General features: G+C 73.8%; 15 protein-coding genes. 9 read left to right on the top strand and 6 right to left on the bottom strand.

The genetic code is table 11. The annotated features are described in order from the left end of the window. Positions 1-21: 21 nt before the first annotated feature. Positions 22-4,011, top strand: coding sequence for a type VII secretion protein EccCa (gene eccCa / locus ACFPZN_RS41480; RefSeq protein WP_378288077.1), 3,990 nt, complete (start codon positions 22-24; stop codon positions 4,009-4,011). Here the strand turns inward: eccCa and ACFPZN_RS41475 are convergent. The 3 genes from ACFPZN_RS41475 to ACFPZN_RS41465 all read right to left on the bottom strand — a co-directional run bounded on the left by ACFPZN_RS41475 (position 4,008) and on the right by ACFPZN_RS41465 (position 7,265). Beyond that, positions 4,008-5,210, bottom strand: coding sequence for a S8 family serine peptidase (locus ACFPZN_RS41475; protein ID WP_378288076.1), 1,203 nt, complete (start codon positions 5,208-5,210; stop codon positions 4,008-4,010). The two genes, eccCa and ACFPZN_RS41475, sit on opposite strands and share 4 nt — an antisense overlap. A gap of 90 nt (positions 5,211-5,300) precedes the next feature. Continuing rightward, positions 5,301-6,464: an alkaline phosphatase PhoX gene (locus ACFPZN_RS41470; protein WP_378288075.1), complete on the bottom strand. Its 1,164-nt coding sequence runs from the start codon at positions 6,462-6,464 to the stop codon at positions 5,301-5,303. Between the two features lie 108 nt (positions 6,465-6,572). Continuing rightward, entirely contained in the window at positions 6,573-7,265 is a 693-nt protein-coding gene (locus ACFPZN_RS41465) for a hypothetical protein (protein ID WP_378288074.1), read from the bottom strand. Between the two features lie 203 nt (positions 7,266-7,468). Between ACFPZN_RS41465 and ACFPZN_RS41460 the strand changes: the two genes are divergently transcribed. Next, a complete protein-coding gene (locus ACFPZN_RS41460) occupies positions 7,469-7,651 on the top strand; it encodes a hypothetical protein (RefSeq protein ID WP_378288073.1) in 183 nt (60 codons plus the stop codon). A 244-nt stretch (positions 7,652-7,895) separates the two neighbouring features. Beyond that, positions 7,896-9,752, top strand: coding sequence for a serine/threonine protein kinase (locus ACFPZN_RS41455; RefSeq protein ID WP_378288072.1), 1,857 nt, complete (start codon positions 7,896-7,898; stop codon positions 9,750-9,752). A 307-nt stretch (positions 9,753-10,059) separates the two neighbouring features. On the opposite strand, the gene ACFPZN_RS41450 is transcribed toward ACFPZN_RS41455, so the two are convergent. Together ACFPZN_RS41450 and ACFPZN_RS41445 are read right to left on the bottom strand one after the other, a co-directional pair. Continuing rightward, the gene (locus ACFPZN_RS41450) at positions 10,060-10,287 is read right to left on the bottom strand and encodes a DUF397 domain-containing protein (RefSeq protein ID WP_378288106.1); all 228 of its coding nucleotides are present in this window, start codon (positions 10,285-10,287) and stop codon (positions 10,060-10,062) included. 104 nt (positions 10,288-10,391) lie between these two features. Beyond that, the gene (locus ACFPZN_RS41445) at positions 10,392-11,213 is read right to left on the bottom strand and encodes a helix-turn-helix domain-containing protein (RefSeq protein WP_378288105.1); all 822 of its coding nucleotides are present in this window, start codon (positions 11,211-11,213) and stop codon (positions 10,392-10,394) included. 405 nt (positions 11,214-11,618) lie between these two features. On the opposite strand from ACFPZN_RS41445, the gene ACFPZN_RS41440 reads away from it, so the two are divergent. The 6 genes from ACFPZN_RS41440 to ACFPZN_RS41415 all read left to right on the top strand — a co-directional run bounded on the left by ACFPZN_RS41440 (position 11,619) and on the right by ACFPZN_RS41415 (position 18,500). Next, on the top strand, positions 11,619-12,299 hold the full coding sequence (locus ACFPZN_RS41440) for an ATP-binding protein (protein WP_378288071.1): 681 nt from the start codon (positions 11,619-11,621) through the stop codon (positions 12,297-12,299). Between the two features lie 155 nt (positions 12,300-12,454). Beyond that, entirely contained in the window at positions 12,455-12,844 is a 390-nt protein-coding gene (locus ACFPZN_RS41435) for an STAS domain-containing protein (protein WP_378288070.1), read from the top strand. A gap of 300 nt (positions 12,845-13,144) precedes the next feature. Next, complete coding sequence (locus tag ACFPZN_RS41430) at positions 13,145-14,404, top strand: M16 family metallopeptidase (RefSeq protein ID WP_378288069.1); 1,260 nt, start codon at positions 13,145-13,147, stop codon at positions 14,402-14,404. After that, positions 14,401-15,801: a M16 family metallopeptidase gene (locus tag ACFPZN_RS41425; RefSeq protein ID WP_378288068.1), complete on the top strand. Its 1,401-nt coding sequence runs from the start codon at positions 14,401-14,403 to the stop codon at positions 15,799-15,801. Before ACFPZN_RS41430 ends, ACFPZN_RS41425 begins: the two co-directional genes overlap by 4 nt. A 157-nt stretch (positions 15,802-15,958) precedes the next feature. Beyond that, positions 15,959-17,500, top strand: a complete 1,542-nt coding sequence (locus ACFPZN_RS41420; RefSeq protein WP_378288067.1) for a sporulation protein — start codon at positions 15,959-15,961, stop codon at positions 17,498-17,500. Positions 17,501-17,582: 82 nt separating this feature from the next. Further along, positions 17,583-18,500, top strand: a complete 918-nt coding sequence (locus tag ACFPZN_RS41415) for a hypothetical protein (protein ID WP_378288066.1) — start codon at positions 17,583-17,585, stop codon at positions 18,498-18,500. 170 nt (positions 18,501-18,670) lie between these two features. Here ACFPZN_RS41415 and ACFPZN_RS41410 read toward each other — a convergent pair whose 3' ends face one another. Next, positions 18,671-19,348, bottom strand: a complete 678-nt coding sequence (locus ACFPZN_RS41410) for a phosphotransferase family protein (protein WP_378288104.1) — start codon at positions 19,346-19,348, stop codon at positions 18,671-18,673. Between the last annotated feature and the right edge of the window lie 92 nt (positions 19,349-19,440).

The raw sequence follows: 19,440 nt of genomic DNA, 5'->3' as shown, positions 1-19,440 counted from the left end.
CAGGGCAGAAGGGCCTGAGGGTTGGGCATCGTTCTCGTACACCGTCCGGAGCGACGGCCTCCTCCCCGGCTTCCGGAGGGCGAGATCCTGCTGGAACCGCCGCCCGAGATCCCGGAGACGATCAATCAGGGCTTCGCCAACGCCCTCATGTACCTGCCGATGGCGGCGAGCGGCGGCGCCATGGGGCTCATGTTCATGGGCGGCGCGGGGGGCGCGGGCGGCGGGAACCCCATCATGTGGATCGCCAGCGGGCTCTTCGTGCTGTCCATGGTCGGGATGGGCTTCGGGCACATGGGGCACGGCGCCGGAGAGCGCAAGCAGCAGCTGAACGCCGCCCGCCGCGACTACTACCGCCACCTCGACCAGGTCCGCGGGCGCGTCCGGAAGGCCGCGGCGCAGCAGCGCGAAGCGCTGGAATGGACGGGCCCCAGCCCGCGGACGCTGTGGTCGCTGGCGATGAGCCACCGGCTCTGGGAGCGGCGCCCGGCGGACGAGGACTTCGGCCAGGTGCGGATCGGCCGGGGCCGGCAGCGGCTCGCGCTGGAGCTGATCACCCCGGAGACCCGGCCGATCGAGGATCTGGAGCCGATGTGCGCGGGGGCGCTGAGACGGTTCCTGCGGGCGCATTCGACCGTCCCGGACCTTCCGGTGGCGGTGTCCCTGCCCGCGTTCGCGCGGATCTTGCCCACCGGTGACGCGTCGGCCGTGCGGGAGATGGTCCGGGCGATGGTGGCCCAGCTCGTCGCCTTCCACACGCCCGACGACGTGCGCCTGTCGATCTGCGCGGCGCCCGAGCGGGTGCGCGACTGGGAGTGGGCCAAGTGGCTGCCGCACTGCCTGCACCCGGACGAGCAGGACGCGGCGGGCCCGGTGCGGCTGTTCGCCGGCTCCCTCACCGACCTCGAACGCCTCCTGGACGACGACCTCAAGGACCGGCCGCGGTTCAGCCCCGGCGTGGACGCGCAGGACCTGCCGTTCCACGTCGTGATCGTGGACGGCGGCACCGTCACCCCCGACTCCCAGCTCGGCGCGGACGGGATCAAGGGGGTGTGCGTCATCGATCTCGACGGCGCGGTCGCCCCCACGCCCGACGCCACCATGCTGCGGCTGCGCGTGGCCGCGGACCATCTGGAGATGCTGGAGCGGGATCACACCGGCAAGGACGTCGCGGCGTCGCTGGGCCGTCCCGACGCCCTCACCCCCGTCCAGGGCGAAGGGCTCGCGCTGCGGCTGGCGTCGCTGCGCGCCGGGGCACCTGGCGAGCCTGAGCAGGACGCGCTGGCCGGCGACCTCACGCTCACCTCGCTGCTCGGCCTGGACGGCCTGGACGACCTCCAGCCGGAGCGCGCCTGGGAGCAGCCGAAGGCACCGCGCAACCGGCTGCGCGTGCCCATCGGGGTGGACGGCGAAGGCCGTCCCGTCGAGCTCGACATCAAGGAGTCGGCGCAGGGCGGCATGGGCCCGCACGGCCTGCTCATCGGCGCGACCGGCTCGGGCAAGTCGGAGCTGCTGCGCACGCTCGTGCTGGCGCTCGCGCTCACCCATCCGTCCGAGACGCTGAACTTCGTGCTCGTCGACTTCAAGGGCGGCGCGACGTTCCTCGGGCTGGAGCGGCTACGGCACGTGTCGGCGGTCATCACCAACCTGGAGGAGGAGCTCCCGCTCGTCGACCGCATGTACGACGCGCTGAACGGCGAGATGGTCCGCCGGCAGGAGCTGCTGCGCGCGGCGGGCAATTACGCCTCGCTCCGCGACTACGAGAAGGCGCGGGAGCAGGGGGCGCGGCTCGACCCGCTCCCGACGCTGTTCGTCGTGCTGGACGAGTTCTCCGAGCTGCTGTCGGCCAAGCCGGAGTTCGCGGAGCTGTTCGTGATGATCGGGCGGCTGGGCCGTTCGCTGGGCGTCCACCTGCTCCTGGCCTCGCAGCGTCTGGAGGAGGGCAAGCTGCGCGGCCTCGACGGACACCTCTCCTACCGGATCGGGCTGCGGACGTTCTCGGCGATGGAGTCGCGGGTCGTGCTGGGGGTGCCCGACGCTTACGAGCTCCCGTCGCAGCCGGGCAACGGTTATCTGAAGGTGTCCATCAGCGAGATGGTGCGGTTCAAGGCCGCCTACGTCTCCGGTCCGGTCGGGGAGGGGCGGCAGGAGAACGTCCGGCCGAGCGGCACGATCCGGCACCGGCGGATCACCCCGTACACGCTGGACCGCATCGCCCCCCGGGCCGACGAGCGTCCACCTGCCGGGGAGGGCGCCCGCCCCCTACCCGGCGAACCGGCGACCGGGGAGACCCTCTTCACCGCGGTGATCGACCGGCTCGCGGACAGGGGCGCGCCGGCGCACCGGATCTGGCTGCCGCCGCTGGACGTCCCGCCGTCCGTCGACCAGCTGCTGCCGCCGCTGTCGGCCGCTGCCGGGCTGGGGCTCACGGCGGCCGGCTGGGAGGGGAGGGGACGCCTGGGGGCCGTGGCCGGCGTCATCGACCGGCCCTTCGAGCAGCGGCGCGAGCCGCTCTGGGTCGACCTGTCGGCCGCCGCCGGGCACGTGGGGATCGTGGGCGCGCCGCAGACCGGCAAGTCGACCGCGCTGCGCGCGCTGCTGACCTCGCTCGCCGTGCTGCACACCCCCGAGGAGGTCCAGTTCTACTGCCTGGACTTCGGGGGCGGAACGCTGGGCGCGCTCGCCGGGCTGCCCCACGTCGGAGGCGTCGCGAGCAGGCGGGATCCCGACCGGGTCCGCCGTACGGTCGCCGAGGTGTCCACGCTCCTCGACCGGCGCGAGCAGGAGTTCGCCGAGCGCGGCATCGACTCGATCGCCGCGTACCGGCGGATGCGCGCGGAGGGGCGGGTCCCGGGCGACGGTTTCGGCGACGTCTTCCTGGTGGTGGACGGCTGGACGTCCCTGCGGCAGGAGTACGAGCAGCTCGAGGAGGCCATCACCGATCTGGCCGCGCGCGGGCTCGGGTACGGGATCCACGTGGTGGCCACGGCCGGGAAGTGGTCGGAGTTCCGGATGGGGATCCGGGACGTGTTCGGCACGCGGCTGGAGTTGAAGCTCGGCGACTCCTACGAGTCCGAGGTCGACCGGCGGCTGGCCGAGAACGTCCCGGAGGGGCGTCCCGGGCGCGGGCTCACCCGGGACGGCATGCACTTCCTGGCGGCGCTGCCGCGTCTGGACGGGCGCGGCACCACCGACGACCTGGCCGACGGGGTCGCGGCGACGGTCGACCTCGTCGCCGGGGCCTGGCAGGGCCCGAAGGCGCCCCCCGTGCGCCTGCTGCCGAGCCTGCTGCCGGCCTCCGGGCTGGCCGGTGTCCCCCGGGAGGCGTGGCGGGTGCCGATCGGCATCGACGAGGACGCGCTGGCTCCCGTCCAGCTGGATTTCGCCGTCGATCCCCATTTCGTGGTCGTGGGCGAGACCGAGTGCGGCAAGTCGAACCTGCTGCGCCTCATCGCCGAGGGGCTCGTCACCCTGCACGCCCCCGACGAGGCCAGGCTCCTCTTCGTCGACTACCGGCGGGCGCTCCTGGACACCGCCGACACCGGCCACCGGATCGGGTACGCCGCGTCCGCGTCGGCGGCGTCCGAACTCGTGGAGGACCTCGCGGAGGCGCTGCGCGAGCGGCTGCCCCCGGCGGACCTGCCGCCCGACCGGCTCCGCGACCGTTCGTGGTGGAAGGGCTCGGACGTCTTCCTCTTCGTCGACGACTACGACCTTGTCGCCACGTCGAGCAACCCCCTGCTGCCGCTGCTGGAGCTGCTCCCCCAGGCGCGCGACATCGGACTGCACCTGGTGCTGTCGCGCGCGATGGGCGGTGCCGGGCGGGCGCTGTACGACCCGGTCCTCCAGCAGCTCAAGGACATGGCCTCGCCCGCTCTGATCATGTCGGGGACCAAGGAGGAGGGCCCGCTCTTCCACGAGGTCCGCCCGGCGCCCCTGCCTGTGGGACGTGGGACGCTGGCCGATCGGCGGGCCGGGGCGCGGTTGGTGCAGACGGGGTTGCACGCCTCCTAGGGGGTGCCGATCGTGGTGGACGGCGGGGCTGTTTCGGGGGTGTCCTCGGGCTCGGGGGCCGGGAGGGCGGCGCGGCCCGGGCGCCAGTTGCGGCGGCGGCCCATGGGGACGATCACGCCCGACAGGGCGGCCAGGGCGGCGGCGGTGAGGGTGACCGCGGTGACGGCGGTGGCGATCGCGCGGGTGCGGTCGTCGGACGGTTCGGGGGCGGCCAGGACGGCCGCGGGCGGCTGGGACGGCGCCGGCGGCGGGGCGGTCTCTCCTGCCAGGACGGCGGTGACGGCCTGGACGGGGTTGACCATGCCGCGGCCGGTGCCCGTTCCGGCGTTGCCGTCGGCGGTCGCGAGGATGCGCCTGACGACCTGCTCCCGGTTCAGGTGGGGGTGGCGGGACCGTACGAGGGCGGCCGTCCCGGACACGAACGCGGCGGCGTAGCTGGTGCCCTCGGCCTGCGGGTTGTGGCCGCCGCCGGGCCACGGGGTGATCAGGCCCTTGCCGGGGGCGGCGAGGTCGACCTTGGACTGGACGCCGGAGCTCTCGGCGCGGGCGCCGTCGGGTCCCAGGGAGGCGACGGAGAGGACGCCCGGGTAGCTCGCGGGGTACGCGGCGCCCTGGTCGCCGTCCTGTTCCTGGGCGTTTCCGGCGGCGGCGACGATGACGGCGTCCTTGGTGTGCGCGTACTGGACGGCCTGGTCGAGGGCCGGGGAGGGCGCGGCCTTGAGGGAGATGTTGATGACGCGGGCTCCGGCGTCGGCGGCGGCGCGGACGGCCTTGGGGAGGCGGGCGCCGCCGTCGGCGTCGCGTTCGGCGTGCTGCTGCTTGACGATCAGGAGCCTGGCGGCGGGGGCGACGCCGCCGAGGCGGGGGTCGCGGCCGGCGATGAGGGCGGCGACGCCGGTGCCGTGCCCGGCGCAGTCGCGGTCGCCGGTGCCGGTGAGGTCGACGGAGTCGGCGATCCGGCCGCTCAGCATGGGGTGGCGGGTGTCGGCGCCGCTGTCGATGACCGCGGTGAGGACGCCCTCGCCCTGGGTGAGCGTCCAGGCGCGGTCGTAGCCGAGGCGTTTCCGGGCCCATTGTTCGCCGACGGGGCCGGTGTAGCCGCGCGGGAGGTCGCAGGGGGCGGGTGCGGCGTGGGCGGTCGGCGGGAGGGCGGGGAGGGCGAGAGTGGCGGCTGCCGCCGCCGCTGCGAGTCGGCGCATCGTCCCCTTCCCCGGGTGGGTTCGGCGGACGACTGTATTGGACCTCCGGGCCGGACGGCAGGACCGGCCGGCCCGGAGATCGGGTATCGGTCAGGTCCGGAACGGGCCCGTCACGCAGTAGGTGATGCCGTTCGAGGACGAGCCGGAGGTGCCGCGCTGCGAGGAGAAGTAGAGGCGGTTCCCGGCCGGGTTGAACGCGGGGCCGGCGATCTCGGAGGAGGACTGGCCGGTGATGCGGAGGAACACGGAGATCTTGTCGTCCGGGGTGATCATGCAGATCTCCATGTTGCCGCCGTCCTCGGCCACGTACAGGTCGCCGGAGGAGGCGCCGGTGATGTTGTCGACGCCGGTGAGCGGGGGCGAGCCGGGGCTGACGAGGCTGTCGTCGTAGGCGAGCTCGTAGGTGCCGGCGGCGAGGTTCACCTGCCAGACGCGGTTGTCGCCCTTGGTGGTGAACCAGACGGTGTCGCCCGCGTAGTGGCAGCCCTCGCCGCCGTTGAAGCGCTTGACGCCCGAGACCTGGTTGCGCGTCGCGGTCGGGGATCCGTCGGGGTCGGGGACGTTCGCCCAGGTGAACGTGCCGGAGGTGGCGGTGCCGGCGCGCAGCACCTGGAGCGTTCCGGACGACAGGTCCCCCCAGGTGGTGGGGACGAACCGGTAGAAGCAGCCGTCGCTCTTGTCCTCGGTGAGGTAGATGACGCGGCGGACGGGGTCGGCCGCGGCGGCCTCGTGGTTGAAGCGTCCCATCGCGGGACGGGCCACGGCGGTGCCGCCGAACGGGTAGGTCTCCCAGACCCGGCCGGTGTCGGTCTCCTCGCACGACAGCCAGGTGTTCCAGGGGGTCTTGCCGCCCGCGCAGTTGCGGTCCGTCCCGGACAGGATGCGGGACGCCCCGGTCACGGCGCCGCTGGAGTTGAACCGGATCATCGAGGCGCCGCCACCGGAGGAGGCGGACACCTCGGCGTTGGACACGTAGATCCAGCCGGTGCCGTCGGCGAAGCAGGCGCCGCCGTCGGGCGCGCTGTGCCAGGTGTAGGACGTGCCGGTGACGGTCTGCCCGGACCGGGCCACGACCTGGCTGGTGAAGCCCGGCGGGAGCTGGATGCCGTTGGCGTCGGCGGCCTGGAGCGCGCCGTAGGGGCTGGGGGCGTTCTGCGCGGGGGCGGCGAGGGCGGCGCGCTGCCAGAGGGTGCCGGTGAAGGCGGCGGCGCCCGTCCCGACCAGGGTGGCGCGCATGAAGGTACGGCGTTCCATCGGCTGTCTCCTAGGGGGGTTGAGACGTTCCGGAGCCGCGGCTGCACCGACGGTAAAAGGTGTTGGGGAACGGTCACCGGTGGGACCGGTGAACGAGGGGTGTCGGTGTCAGGGACGGCGGGCGCGGGCGATCACCAGCGCGCCCGCCGCCACGGCGCCGCCGATCAGGAAGCCGCCGAGGAAGCCGAGGCCCGTCCCGGAGCCGGAACCGGAGCCGTTGAAGATCGTCCAGCCGAGGCCGATGGCGGCGAGGGTGGCGACGTAGCAGGCGACCATGAGGGAGAGCTGCGCGCGCCGGGACGAGGTCCGCGGGATCTCGCCGGAGAGGTCGCCGGGCCCGTCCTGCGCGGGGCGCTTGTAGTAGCGGAAGCAGAGCCAGGTGCCGCAGGGTTCCCAGTCGCCGTCCGGGGGCGCGGCGTCGCCGGTCTCGCGCCGGTACTCCCAGCGGCGCGGGTCGGTGAGGTCGCGGCGGGCGACGAAGCGGTCGCGCTCGTCGACCCGTTCGACCTCCCAGCCCGCCGCGCCGAAGGCGTCGAGGCGGGCGCGGTCGCCGAACGCGTCGGCGGTCCAGGTCCGGGTGCGCGCGGTGGGGTCGGTCTCGGGGCTGGGCGCGCCGTCGACGGGGCCGGACGCGGCGCCGGTGAGCCGTTCGGCGAGGGCGGCGCAGGGGCCGTACTCGTTTTTGGGGTCGGCGCCGGCGGCGTGCGCGGCGAGCCGTCCGACGGTGTCGGCCACCTCTTCGGCGGGCAGGCCGCGCGCGAGCAGGAGCCCGGCCAGATCGTCGTAGTAGGCGGTCGTCATCGGGGGTCTCCTCGGCGGGGGGCGTGGCCTGCCAACCTAGCGCCGCCTCAGGGGGCCAAAAAAATCGAACGCTCGCTCGGAATACCGTGGACGATCTTGGGGTTGTACCGGGGGCGCGGTGATCGTCCCGCGCTTCCCGACCCGGTCCGCGGGCAGGTGCGCGACCGGATGATTCGGGTAATCCGACCCCCATGGAGTATCTGGTGCGTAGCAGCATTCCCCAGGCCCGGACCGGCGCCGGGCACAAGCATGTGAAGTCGACCTCGCTGCGGGCGCTCGCGGTGGCGGCGCGTCTGGAACGCGGTCATGCCCCGGAGGGTCCGCCGGGCCATGAGCACGGCCGGGCGGAGCGGCGCCTCTGGCGGTGCGGTCCCGACCCGGCCTGACCGAAAACCCGGATAAGAAGCAGGCCCCCGGCACACCGGAACGTGCGGTGCCGGGGGTCTTCCGCACTGTAGAACGAGCATTCGCTCGTAGACGGAGGCCGCCCCGCGCCTGTCGGCTGAACCGGCCCGGACCTGCGCGAACATCCGGCAGGACGGTCGCGATCGCCCTCGTTCATGAGCGCGCACCCTCGATCGACCAATAGTCTTGCAAGGCCAGAGGCGGATGCGACGAAGTGAGAGTGGCGTGACGGACAGGACGATGCCGGACACCCGTCCGCTGCGGTCGGGCGACCCGACCGCGCTCGGGGAGTACGAGCTCCTGGGCCGGCTGGGCGAGGGCGGTCAGGGCGCGGTCTTCCTCGGCCGCCGCGCGGGAACGGGCGAACCGGAACGGCTGTCCGACTACGTCGCCGTCAAGCTGCTGCACTCCGGGCTCACCGGGGACGAGTCCGCGCGCAGCCGGTTCGTCCGGGAACTTGCGGTCGCCAAGCGGGTCGCCCGGTTCTGCACGGCGCAGGTCCTGGACGCCGACCTGGCCGGCGACCAGCCGTACATCGTCAGCGAGTTCGTGCCCGGCCAGTCGCTGCACCTGCAGGTGCAGGCCGAGGGGCCGCGCGCCGGCGGAGCGCTGGAACGGCTCGCGATCAGCACGCTGACCGCGCTGTACGCGATCCACCAGGCCGGCATCGTGCACCGCGACTTCAAGCCGCACAACGTGATGATGGGCCCGGACGGCCCGCGCGTGATCGACTTCGGGGTGGCGCGGGCGCTGGGCGCGGCCGGTGAGACCCAGAACGTCGGGACGCCCGCGTACATGGCGCCCGAGCACTTCAGCGGCGGCGCGGTCGGACCGGCCTCGGACATGTTCGCCTGGGGCACCACGATGGTGTTCGCGGCGACCGGGCGGCCCGCGTTCGGCAACGACGACATGGCCGCGGTGATGCACCGCATCCTGACCGGCGCGCCGGACCTCGGCGACCTGCCGAGCCCGCTGCGCGAGGTGGTGGACGCCTGCCTGGCCAAGGAGCCCGAGCGCCGTCCCACCGCCCGCGAGGCCCAGGAACGGCTGGTCGGCGCCGCCCCGAACGCGGTCCCGGGAGCCGCCGCGGTACCCGGTGCGGTACCCGGTGCCGGTGCGGTGCCCGGCGCCGTCCCGATGCCCGGTGCGGTACCCGGTGCCGGCGCGGTGCCCGGCGGCCCTCCCGCGGACGGCGCGCCGGGCGCGGCCGGCGTTCCCCGGGCTCCGTCCCCGGCCCCGCCGCAGCCTCCGCCCCCGCCCCAGTTCCACGCCGCGGCGTCCCCGATGGCGGCCACCGACCCGAGGTCGGGCGGCGAGCACGGGGTGCACGGCAGCACCGTGCCGCAGCCGCCTCCTCACCCGCATCCGATGCCGGGGCAGCAGCACCGGCCCGGCGGCCAGGGTGAGGGCGGGCGAAAACGGCTGCTGGTCCCGATCGCAGCGGCCGCCGCCGTCGCGGCACTGCTGGCCGGCGGCGCGGTGTGGGCCGCGACCCGTTCGGGCGGCGACAAGGGCCCAGGTGCGGCCGCCGCCCAGCAGAACGGCCCGAACGGCCCCGTCACTGTCGAGAACCTCCCCGGCGCCCCCGACCCCACGCCGGGCAAGGGGACGGCCAAGCCGAAGAACTCCCAGAGCCCCGGCGCGCAGCCCGGCACCTCGGAGACCCCGAGGACGGGGGGCGGCAATTCCGGCCAGCCGTCCACGCCCCCGCCGGGCGGAGGAAGCGGCGGGGGAGGCGGCGGCTCCACCCCCGAACCCGCCAACAAGTACACGCCCCAGCAGGTGTGCAACTCCGGCGGCCACGGCGGCGGGTATTACGTGCAGCGCTCGATGGCGGTTTCGGGCGGCCGGGCGTACCAGCTCTACAACAGCTCCGGTTACAACTGCGCCGTCCTGATCAAGACCAAGAACGTGGGCCGCGCGTCGTCGGCGTCGGTGTGGATCCAGCGCCAGGGCGGCAGCAAGGTCGCCGACAGCGGGTCGTACGCCTGGTACGCGGGGCCGGTGTACGTCTCGGCGGCCGGGCAGTGCGTCCGGTTCGGCTCGGGGTCGGCCACGTCGTCGTACGCGAACTGCGGCTGAGCAGCCGGGAGGCCGGAGCGGCCAGAGCGGAGCCTGAACGGCCGAAGCGGGTAGAGCGGCCAGAGTGACCGGAGCGGGCCAGAGCGGAGCCTGAACGGCCGGAGCGGCCGGGAGGCCGGAGCGGAGCCGGAGCGGGCCGGAGTGGCGACAGTGGCCAGTGCGGAGCCTGAGCGGCGGAAGCGGGCCGGAGCGGCCGGAGCGGAGCCTGAGCCGGAGGGGCTCGCCTCCGTGTGACGGGGCTCAGGAGCGCGGGGGATCGGGCCGGGCGCGGATGCGCGAGCGGGTGCGCCCGGCGTATGGCTTCGGATCAGTTGGAGGACGAGGCGATCAGGTGATCGAAGTCCCCGTCCTTGGCCCCGAGGATCAGCGCCTCGATCTCGGGCCGGGTGTAGATGAGGGCGGGGCCCTCCGGATGCCGGGAGTTGCGCATCGCGATGTGCCCGCCGGGCAGTTCCGCGATCTCCACGCAGTTCCCCTGGGAGTTGCTGCGCCGCGATTTCAGCCAGCGGGCCCCGGTGAGGCCGGTCGCCGGCATCCCGTTGTCGTAGGCGTTGTCATAGGCGCTGTCGCGGGCGGCCTCGTGGGCGCCCTCGTAGGCGTTGTTGCGTCCAGGAAAGTTCTGGCCGTCGGTCTGGAGCATCATGTCTCTCTGAGGTAATCACCGAGAAGCTCGACGGTGCGCTCGGGTGTGGCACTGTCGACGCAGAGGCGTTCCATCGCCTGCAGGTAGGTGTCGACGTCGTCGCGCTTGTCCAGGTACATCGCGCCGGTGAGGTTCTCGACGTACACGACGTCCGGCAGGTCCTGATCGGGGAAGCGCAGGATCGAGAAGGCTCCGCCCTCGGCGGCGTGGCCGCCGAACCGGAACGGCATCACCTGGATGGTGACGTTGGGCAGCTTGGACATCTCGATGAGATGCTCGAACTGGCCCCGCATCACCTCCGGGCCGCCGATCGGCCGGCGCAGCGCGCCCTCGTCCAGCACCGCCCACAGCCTCGGGGCGTCGGGGCCCGTCAGCCGTTCCTGCCGTTGCAGCCGCAGCTCGACCCGCTGGTCGATCTCCTGTTCGGCCGCACCGGCGTTGCCCAGCCGGATCACCGCCCGCGCGTAGCCCTCGGACTGCAGCAGACCCGGGACGAACTGTAGTTCGTAGGTCCGGATCAGCGCCGCCGACTCCTCCAGGCCGACATAGGTCTGGAACCAGCCGGGGAGGACGTCGTTGTAGCGGTGCCACCAGCCCGGGGTGTTGGCTTCCCGTGCCAGTTGCAGCAGCGCCTCGCGCTCGGTCGCGTCGTCGACGCCGTACAGCGTGAGCAGGTCGTCCACGTCACGCTCTTTGAAGCTGACCCGCCCGAGCTCCAAGCGGCTGATCTTCGACTCCGACGCGCGGATGACATAGCCGGCCTCCTGCCGGCTCACGCCCTTCGCCTCTCGCAGGCGACGCAGCTGCGAGCCGAGCAGGATCCGACGGACCGTCGATCCAGCTCCCGGCGTCTCTGGAGTCACGCCCAACCTCCCGCGGCTCGTTGGCGGACAGCGATTTTTCCCCGGCGAAGCCGGAGAGTGTACTCAGTGTGCCATTGGGGTGCCTGTCCTGCGGTTTACCTCCGTCCGCCCGCGCGAGCACCCTGCCGATCGTGACGGATCGCGCCCGTTCGGTTCGGATGCACGTGCATTGGGCCTTGCATTCGCACGCTACGATGCGCAGGATAACGCACGAGACTTCCGAGCCACGGCTGCACAACGAGATCACTCTGCGGGGTCCGGGGAATGACGTCACGCCACGCGCACGACGACACGCGATGGGGGGTAGGCCCCATCGCGGGTGCGCCGGGGCCACAGGACTGTGCCGTACCGGCGACACCGGTGCCCGAATCCAGTGATCTGCCGCCACGCCTGGCCCAGGGGCTGCGCACACTGGTCGAACCGGCCGCGCCGACCGTCTCCTTCACCGTCCTGCCCGAGCCCGAGTCGGTCACCGAGGCGCGCCACTTCGCCGTCTCGCGGCTGGACGGCTGGGGCTGCGGGGCGATCTCCGACGACGTCGGCCTGGTGGTCTCGGAACTCGTCACCAACGCGCTGAGGCACAGCGGCGGCCCCGCCGCCCACGGCCCCCGCGCCCGCAACCCTTACACTTCCGGCCCGGCCGCACACGGCCCGGACCCCGACCTCCCCCACAGCCTCCACGGGTCCCACGGCGCGCATCCGTCCCACAGCACGCAGGGCGCGCACGGCCAGGGCGCCTCGCGGGCCTCTTACTCCTCCGGCGCCACGGTCGGCTCGGCCGTCCACTCCGCCGGGGACCCGCTGGGCTCGGCGCCCGCCGCCATCCGGCTGCGGCTGCTGTACCAGGCCCCCTGGCTGCTGTGCGGGATCATGGACGCCAGCCCCTCCGCGCCGCGGCGCAAGGAGCCCGACTACATAGCCGAGACCGGCCGCGGACTGCACCTGGTCGAGTCGTTCAGTATGCGCTGGGGGTGGTGCGGCCTGCCCCAGGGCAAGGTCGTCTGGGCCCTGTTCCGCTGTTCCCAGCCCGTGCGTTCCTAGCCCGTGCGTTCCTAGCCCGTGCGTTCCTGGCCCGGTGGTCCTTTGGACAGGCCCAAAGCGGGGCCTTGTGCCGGACCTCGCAGCGGCCCACGGAATGAAGGCCCTGCCCGGCGGGTATGCGTGCACCCACGAAACCGTCCGGAGAGGGAGTAGCGGTGGAATTCGCCGTCGAGCACAGGGTCGAGAAGGACCTCACCGTCGTCACGATCAGCGGTGAGATCGACGTCTTCACCAGCCCCCGCCTGCGGGAGAGACTGCTCGACATCATCGACAACGGGGCCCTCCACCTGGTGGTGGACCTGAGCGAGGTCACCTTCCTCGACTCCACCGGCCTCGGCGTCCTGGTCGGCATCTACCACCGGCTCCGCGCCCGGGACGGCTCCATGTCGTTCATGGGGGTCAACGACCGGGTGCGGCGGGTCTTCCACGTCACCCAGCTCACCAAGATCTTCGTGCTGCACCGCACGCTGGACGAGGCGCTCGCCGCCCACGAGGCCGCGGCCGCCGGCGGCCAGGGCGGCACCAAGTCCCAGACCACCCGCTGAGCCTCCCCTCGGCGCAGGGCGCTTCCGCTCCCCTCCTCTCTTACTCCCCCGCCTCCTTATTCCTTCCCTTCGCCCCCGCCACAGCGCCCCCAGAGGCCCCAGACGCGTCTCGTCCCCCTCCCGGACCTCCGGAACGGCACCGGAAATCGCCCGGCCCTCGTCGTACCGGACGTGCGGCGCCCGCGGGCTACGCGAACCGGTACCGTGAGACAGAGATCAAGCCCGCCGCCAGGGCGCAGTCCCGCAGACGCGCGCGGTGCCGTCTCGCCAACCGATCCACCGAACGGACGGGAGCGCTCCGTGGCAGAACAGCCGCTGCATGAGCACACGCTCGGCAATGGCCTGCGCGTGGTGGTCTGCGAGGACCATGTCGTACCGCTGGCCGCCGTGAACATCTGGTACGGCGTGGGCTCGCGCCACGAGCGGGCCGGCCGCACCGGTCTGGCGCACCTCTTCGAGCACCTGATGTTCCAGGGCTCGGCCAACGTCGCCGAGGGCGAGCACGCCGCGCTCCTGGAGAGCGCCGGCGCCACCTTCAACGCCAGCACCTCCTTTGAACGCACCAATTACTACGAGACGGTGCCGGTCAGCCATCTGGAGCTGGCCCTGTGGCTGGAGGCCGACCGGATGGGCACGCTGCCCGCCGCGCTCACCCAGGCCAACCTCGACAACCAGCGCGACGTGGTGAAGAACGAGCGCCGCCAGCGCTACGACAACCAGCCGTACGGCACCGCGTTCGAGAAGCTGTGCGCGCTGACGTTCCCCGAGAGGCACCCCTACGCGCACACCCCCATCGGCTCGATGGAGGACCTGGACGCCACCACCCTGGAGGACTGCGCCGACTTCTTCGGCACCTGGTACGCGCCGGGCAACGCGGTCATCTCGATCGTCGGCGACGTCGACCCGGAGGCGACCCTGGCCGCGGTGGAGCGCTACTTCGGCGGCCTGCCCTCCGGTCCGCAGGCGCCGCCGGCCCGGCCGGGCGACCTGGGCCCGCTGCCCGCGGTCAACGCCGAGCCGGTGGACGAGGAGGTGCCCTCGCCCGCCTACTTCGCGATGTTCCCGCTGCCCTCCGACGGCGGCACCGACATCGAGGCGGCCGAGCTGGCGGTGGAGATCCTCGGCGGCGGCTCCGGCTCCCGGCTGTACGACCGGATGGTGCGCCGCGACCAGATCGCCACCGAGGTGTGGGCCGGGGTGACCCGGCTGGCGGGCGGCCCGTCGCTGGCCATCGTGGACGCGATCGGCCCCGACACCGCCAAGATCGCCGAGGTGCTGGACGAGGAGCTGGCCCGGTTCGCGGCCGGCGGCCCCGACGCCGACGAGACCGCCCGCGCCACCGCGCAGGCCGAGCGCGGGTTCCTGGAGCAGACCGAGACGGTGACCGGGCTGGCCAACGCGCTGTCGCAGAACGCCACCCAGTTCGGCGACCCGGCCCGGGTGTTCACCGCGCCGGGCCGCGCCGCGGCGGTCACCGCGGACCAGATCAAGGAGATGGCGGGCCGGTGGCTGCGGCCCGGCTCGCGCTCCGTCCTGACCTATGGAGGTACGGCGTCGTGACCACCGACCCCGCGGGCTCCGAGCCCTCGGCCCTGGCCCTGGCGCCGCGCCCGGTCCCCGGTCCCGTCCCCGCCTGGGCGTTCCCGGCCGGCGCGGAGGGCGCGGTGCCCGGCGGCCCCGCCACGCTGCGCTGCGACCTTCCCGGGCGGCGGCTGGCGGCCGTGCGCCTGGTGCTGAACGCCGGCGCCGGGCGCGAGCCGGACGGCGGCGACGGCGTCGCCGCGCTGGCCGCGCGGGCGCTGCTGGAGGGCACCGAGCCCGGCGGCGGCACCGCGCTGACCGCCGCGTTCGAGCGGCTGGGCGCCAGCCTGTACGCCTCGGCCGACCTGACCGCGCTGCGGATCGCCCTGGACGTCCCGGTGACCCGGCTCGGCGCGGCGCTGGAGCTGTTCTCCTCGGTGGTGCGGGAGCCGGCGCTGGCCGACTCCGACGTGCGCCGGCTGGTCCGCGAGCGGCTGGAGGAGATCGCGCAGGAGGACGCCGACCCGGGCTCGCGCGCCATGCGCGAGCTGCGCGCCGTGATGTTCCCGGCCGGGGCGCGGGCGTCCCGGCCGACCGGCGGCACGCCCGAGTCGGTGGACGCGATCCAGGGCGCGGACGTGCGCGCGTTCTACGGCTCGGCCGTCCCCGGCGAGGCGACGGCGGTGGTCGCGGGCGACCTGTCCGGCGTGGACGCCGACGCCGCGCTGACCGCCGCGCTGGAGGGCTGGACGAGCTCGGGCGAGGCCCTGCGCGTCCCGGACGAGATCGCGCCGACGACGGGCCCGCGGATCGTGGTGGTCGACCGTCCCGGATCGGTCCAGACGTACCTGAGCCTCGGGCACGGCGTGCCGAACCGCTCGCACCCCGACTGGCCGCTGCTGACCGTGGTGTCGCACGTGCTGGGCGGCGGCCTCACCTCGCGGCTGAACGCCGTGCTCCGGGAGGAGAAGGGGTACACCTACGGGGTGCGCGCCGGGCTGCTGCGGCTGCGGCACTGCGGGCTGTTCATCACGCAGGGCGCCGTCCACACCGAGGTGACGGCGGACGCGGTCGCCGACGCGCTGACCGAGCTGCGCGGGGTCGTGTCGCGGGGCATCGACGCCGAGGAGTGCGGCTCCTCGGTGCGGGCCCTGGCCGACCGGGCGCCGGCCGAGTACGAGACGGCCCGTTCGGTCGCCGCGGAGCTGGCCGACGCGGCCGCCAACGGCCTGGGCGCCGACTACCCGCGGCGCTACCTGGACGCCGTCCGCGCCGCGACGCCGGACGAGGTGGCGCGCGCGTACGCCGAGCACGTCGACCCGGAGGCGCTGACCGTCATCGCGGTGGGCGACGCCGAGCAGATCCGCGAGCCCCTGGAGAAGCTGGGCTACGCGACCGTCACCGTGTCGGCCCGCGAGGCGAAGCCCGGCGAGTGACCTGGGATGGATCGTCCCCTCGTCTCGCCGAGGGGACGATTCACCCATTCCATGGCATATCGGGGGTCGCCGCCCGCGATGAAACGATGGCATGGTGGATTTCGTCTGACCGATGCGGGGACCGCCCCCGCGGTGTCGCGCGAGAGGGGTAGGGCCTGTGGCCTATGGGCAGATGGCGGGCGGGTACGGCGGGGCCCCGGGTCCCTCCGTCGAAACGATCCTGTCGGAGCCGAACTGCCGCCCCGGCGGGGTCGTGGCCGGCAAGGTGCACCTGGTCGGGGGCCAGCGCCCCGCTGAGATCCGGCATGTGACGCTCGCGCTGATGCCGCGCATGCAGAACGGCTACGGCGGGGAGAGCGCGGGCCCCGAGGTCTACCGCGGCGCGCTCACCAGGGCGTTCCGGCTGGAGCCCGGCCAGCGGCGCGACCTGTCGTTCTCGATCCCGCTGCCGTACGAGCTGCCGTTCACCACGGTGCTGGGCCGGGAGCTGCCGGGCTTCACCATCGGGCTGTGCACCGAGGTGGACGTCAAGGGCGAGCCCGACCCGGGCGACGTCGACCCGATCTCGGTGGAGCCGCTGAAGTCGCAGCAGTGGGTGCTCGCGGCGATCGCCCGGCTCGGCTTCAAGATCCAGAACGTGGCGTTCGAGCAGTCGAAGCTGCGCGGCGTCCCGCAGCAGCTCCCGTTCTACCAGGAGATCCAGCTGGCGCCGCCGCCGCAGTACGCGGGCCGGATCGGCGAGGTGGGGCTCAGCTTCATCGCCAACCCGCGGCACATGGCGTTCGTGCTGGAGGCCGACCGGCGGGCCGGCGGGTCCCCGGACGAGCGGTTCGGCCGCTTCCAGGTCGAGCACCAGGAGGCCGCCGAGACGGACTGGAACTCCAAGATCGGCCGCTGGCTGGAGGAGGCCGCGTCCCGGCCGCGCCCGCAGGCATCGCCCTACCCCTCGCCGGGGCACACGCCCCCCGGAGGCGCGCCACTGCCCCCACCGGGCGGCCACTCGACGTTCCCACCGCCTCCCGGCGCCCCGCCCGCGCACCACGGCACGCCAGGCCACGGACACGGCGCCCCGGCCCCGGCCGCTGCCGCCTACGGCGGCCCCGGCCAGTACGGGCAGTTCCCCCCGCCCGCCCCCGGACCGGGATCGAACAGCCCCCTGCCGCCGGCCGCACACGCGCCGCAGCCCGGCCAGAACCCGCTTCCCCCGCCGCCCGGCCACCTACCGCCCCCTCCCGGCCCCGGAGCGCCCGGCGCAGGACTCCCGTACGCCCCACCCCCGGCCCCCGCGGCCCCGCAGTACCCGCCGCCTCCCGCACACCACGGACCGCCTCCCGTCCACCACCATCACCACGGCGGACCCGCGTACCCGGCCCACCACGGCCACCACGGGCGCGGCGCCGGATGGGCCGCGGCAGGCGCGGTCGGCGGGGTCGCCGCCGCGGGCGTCGCGGGCGGCCTGGCCGCCGGCGCGGCGGTCGGCGCGATCGGCGCGGTGTTCGCCGGCGCCGCCAACGTCGCGGGCTACGCCGCCGGCGTCCCCGTCGGCCAGTTCGGCGACGCCGTCGCCGGCTACGCGGGCAACCTCGCCGCCGACGCGGGCAAGGCCGTCGCCGGCGAGGCCGTCAACGCCGCCGCGGGCGAGGCCGCCGGAGCCGTCGGCGAAATCCTCGGCGGACTGCTCGGCGGCCTGTTCGGCTGATCGCGCAATGCTCGCCGCGCCCTCGGCATGACCGCCCCCGGCGGTTAGGGTCGAAGGCGCGGCCCGCCCCCCGAGGAGGCTCATGTCCACCGTGATCCTGGTCCTGCTGTGCCTGGCGATCGCCGGGCGCGAGCTCTACCTGGCCTCCGACAAACGCCTGCCCCGCGCGCAGGCGGAACTGCGCGAGCTGCGGTCGCAGCTCGCCGAACTGGGCCGGCGGCACGACACGCTGCGCGCCGACGTGGAGCAGGCCGCCGCCGAAGCCCCCGCCATCACCATCCCGCAGGCCCCGCCGCAACCGCCGCCCGGATCGCTGTACGCGCCGGAACGGCCCACCCCGCCCCCCGGCCCCGACCCCCAGGTCCTCGACCAGGTCGACAAGCTCGGCGCGCGCGTGGACCGCATCGAGACCGAACTCGGCGCCCTGTCGTCCGGACTCGCCGAGACCGACCTCGACCGCGAATCCAGGCACGCCCTGGCCCGTTCCCTCGACGCCGCCGAACAGGTCATCGGCGAACTCCGGCAGGAGATGCTGGAACGCCTCAACCGCGAGGAAGGCGTCGTACCCGGACTCCTCCTCAGCGAGGAAGGCGAGGCCGAGGCCCTCCTCACCGGAGCCTTTGAACGCTGCGCCGCCGAGTACGGCCTGCGCATCCGTATCCGCGAGCACCGCTCCGCCGGCGTCTACCAGGGCACCGCCTTCTACCTCTCCGGCCGCCGCGCCGACGCCCTGGCCGAAGAGCTGTTCACCTACGCCCGGGGCCTGCAGGACCTGAACGACCCCTCGGCCCTGACCGCCCTGCTCTCCGAGATGGCCCACCTGAACGGCGGCGGCATCGCCCGCATCGGCGCGTTCACCGCCGTCCACACGACCGGCTCCGTCCTCTGCGGCCTCCTCCCCGAGGACATCCCCGAAGGCATCGAACCCTGGGAACTCACCACCCGCCTACGCGACCTCCCAGAAGACCTGAGAGCAGCGATCAACCCAGGCACCGTGTAACCCGACGAGGCCCTCAAGAATCGGTCCTCGCTCCGCGAGGGCAGTCTCATTGGGGCTCCCGCCCCAAACCCCAAGGCAGGGGGCTCCGCCCCCCACACCCCCGAAAACCTCCCGGACCGACAAGCAACAGGCAACCCTCGATAAGCGCTGATGGCCCCGCGAATGGCGGATCAGCGTGCGCGATGTCGCGCCCACCGTTCTCTCACGGTGACGTATTCCGGCACTTCGCCGCTTGGGCGTGGGTTGGCTTGGCTGTGCAGCCTCCAGCGTTCGGCTGATACCTGTGCGTACAGGTCGATCGCAGCAGGGTCGGCGAGCTTCCAGGCGGGGACCTGGTCGGCCCACGCCTCGGCCTCCGCCGGGCTGTGCCCGGCATGGATCAGCCACGGGATGACCTGGCCTGCCTCGATCCAGGCGGCCCCGCGAGAGGCGAACGCCCAGTCGACCACGTAAGGACGGCCAAACCGGGTGATCAGGAAGTTGCGCGGGTTGAGGTCGGTGTGCAGAAGTGTGGCCCCGGCGAGCACCGAGACGTCCTCGGCGAGGCCCTCCCAGCGCCGCTCGACGCGCATCTCCACCACGTCCGGACACGCCAGCATGTGCAGCTCCCGGATGAAGGCGGCGACCGTGTTCAGATCCGGGGAGCCGGGCGCGTAGTTCGCGTGCCGACCCTCGACGTGCTCGAAGCCGAGCACGAGCCACCCCCCGGTCTCCACCGTCCAGTGGAGCCGAGGGGCGAACTCGCGGACATGCGGATTGATCTCGGCCTCTCTGCGCAGCGCACGGGCCTGACGGCCAGAGATCGTCGCGGCCTTGACGAACGTCAGCCCCACCGAGCCGTCCACCACGGCGGCCAACTCGGCGTTACTCCCAGCCGTGACCGGCCGGACCTCCCGGACGAGGCCGGTCTGCTCGGCTACGGCGATTCGGGCGGGCAGCA

Source organism: Actinomadura rugatobispora, from assembly GCF_042656285.1.
Classification (GTDB): Bacteria; Actinomycetota; Actinomycetes; order Streptosporangiales; family Streptosporangiaceae; genus Spirillospora; species Spirillospora rugatobispora.
The sequence above is the reverse complement of the archived record's forward strand: the minus strand, read 5'-3'. Positions and strand labels throughout refer to the sequence as shown.

Coding starts and splice junctions, on each gene's coding strand:
- ACFPZN_RS41465 (WP_378288074.1), bottom strand. CDS start 7,265: ATGACGACCGCCTACTACGACGATCTGGCCGGGCTCCTGCTCGCGCGC.
- ACFPZN_RS41470 (WP_378288075.1), bottom strand. CDS start 6,464: ATGGAACGCCGTACCTTCATGCGCGCCACCCTGGTCGGGACGGGCGCC.
- ACFPZN_RS41475 (WP_378288076.1), bottom strand. CDS start 5,210: ATGCGCCGACTCGCAGCGGCGGCGGCAGCCGCCACTCTCGCCCTCCCC.
- ACFPZN_RS41415 (WP_378288066.1), top strand. CDS start 17,583: ATGTCCACCGTGATCCTGGTCCTGCTGTGCCTGGCGATCGCCGGGCGC.
- ACFPZN_RS41450 (WP_378288106.1), bottom strand. CDS start 10,287: ATGCCGGCGACCGGCCTCACCGGGGCCCGCTGGCTGAAATCGCGGCGC.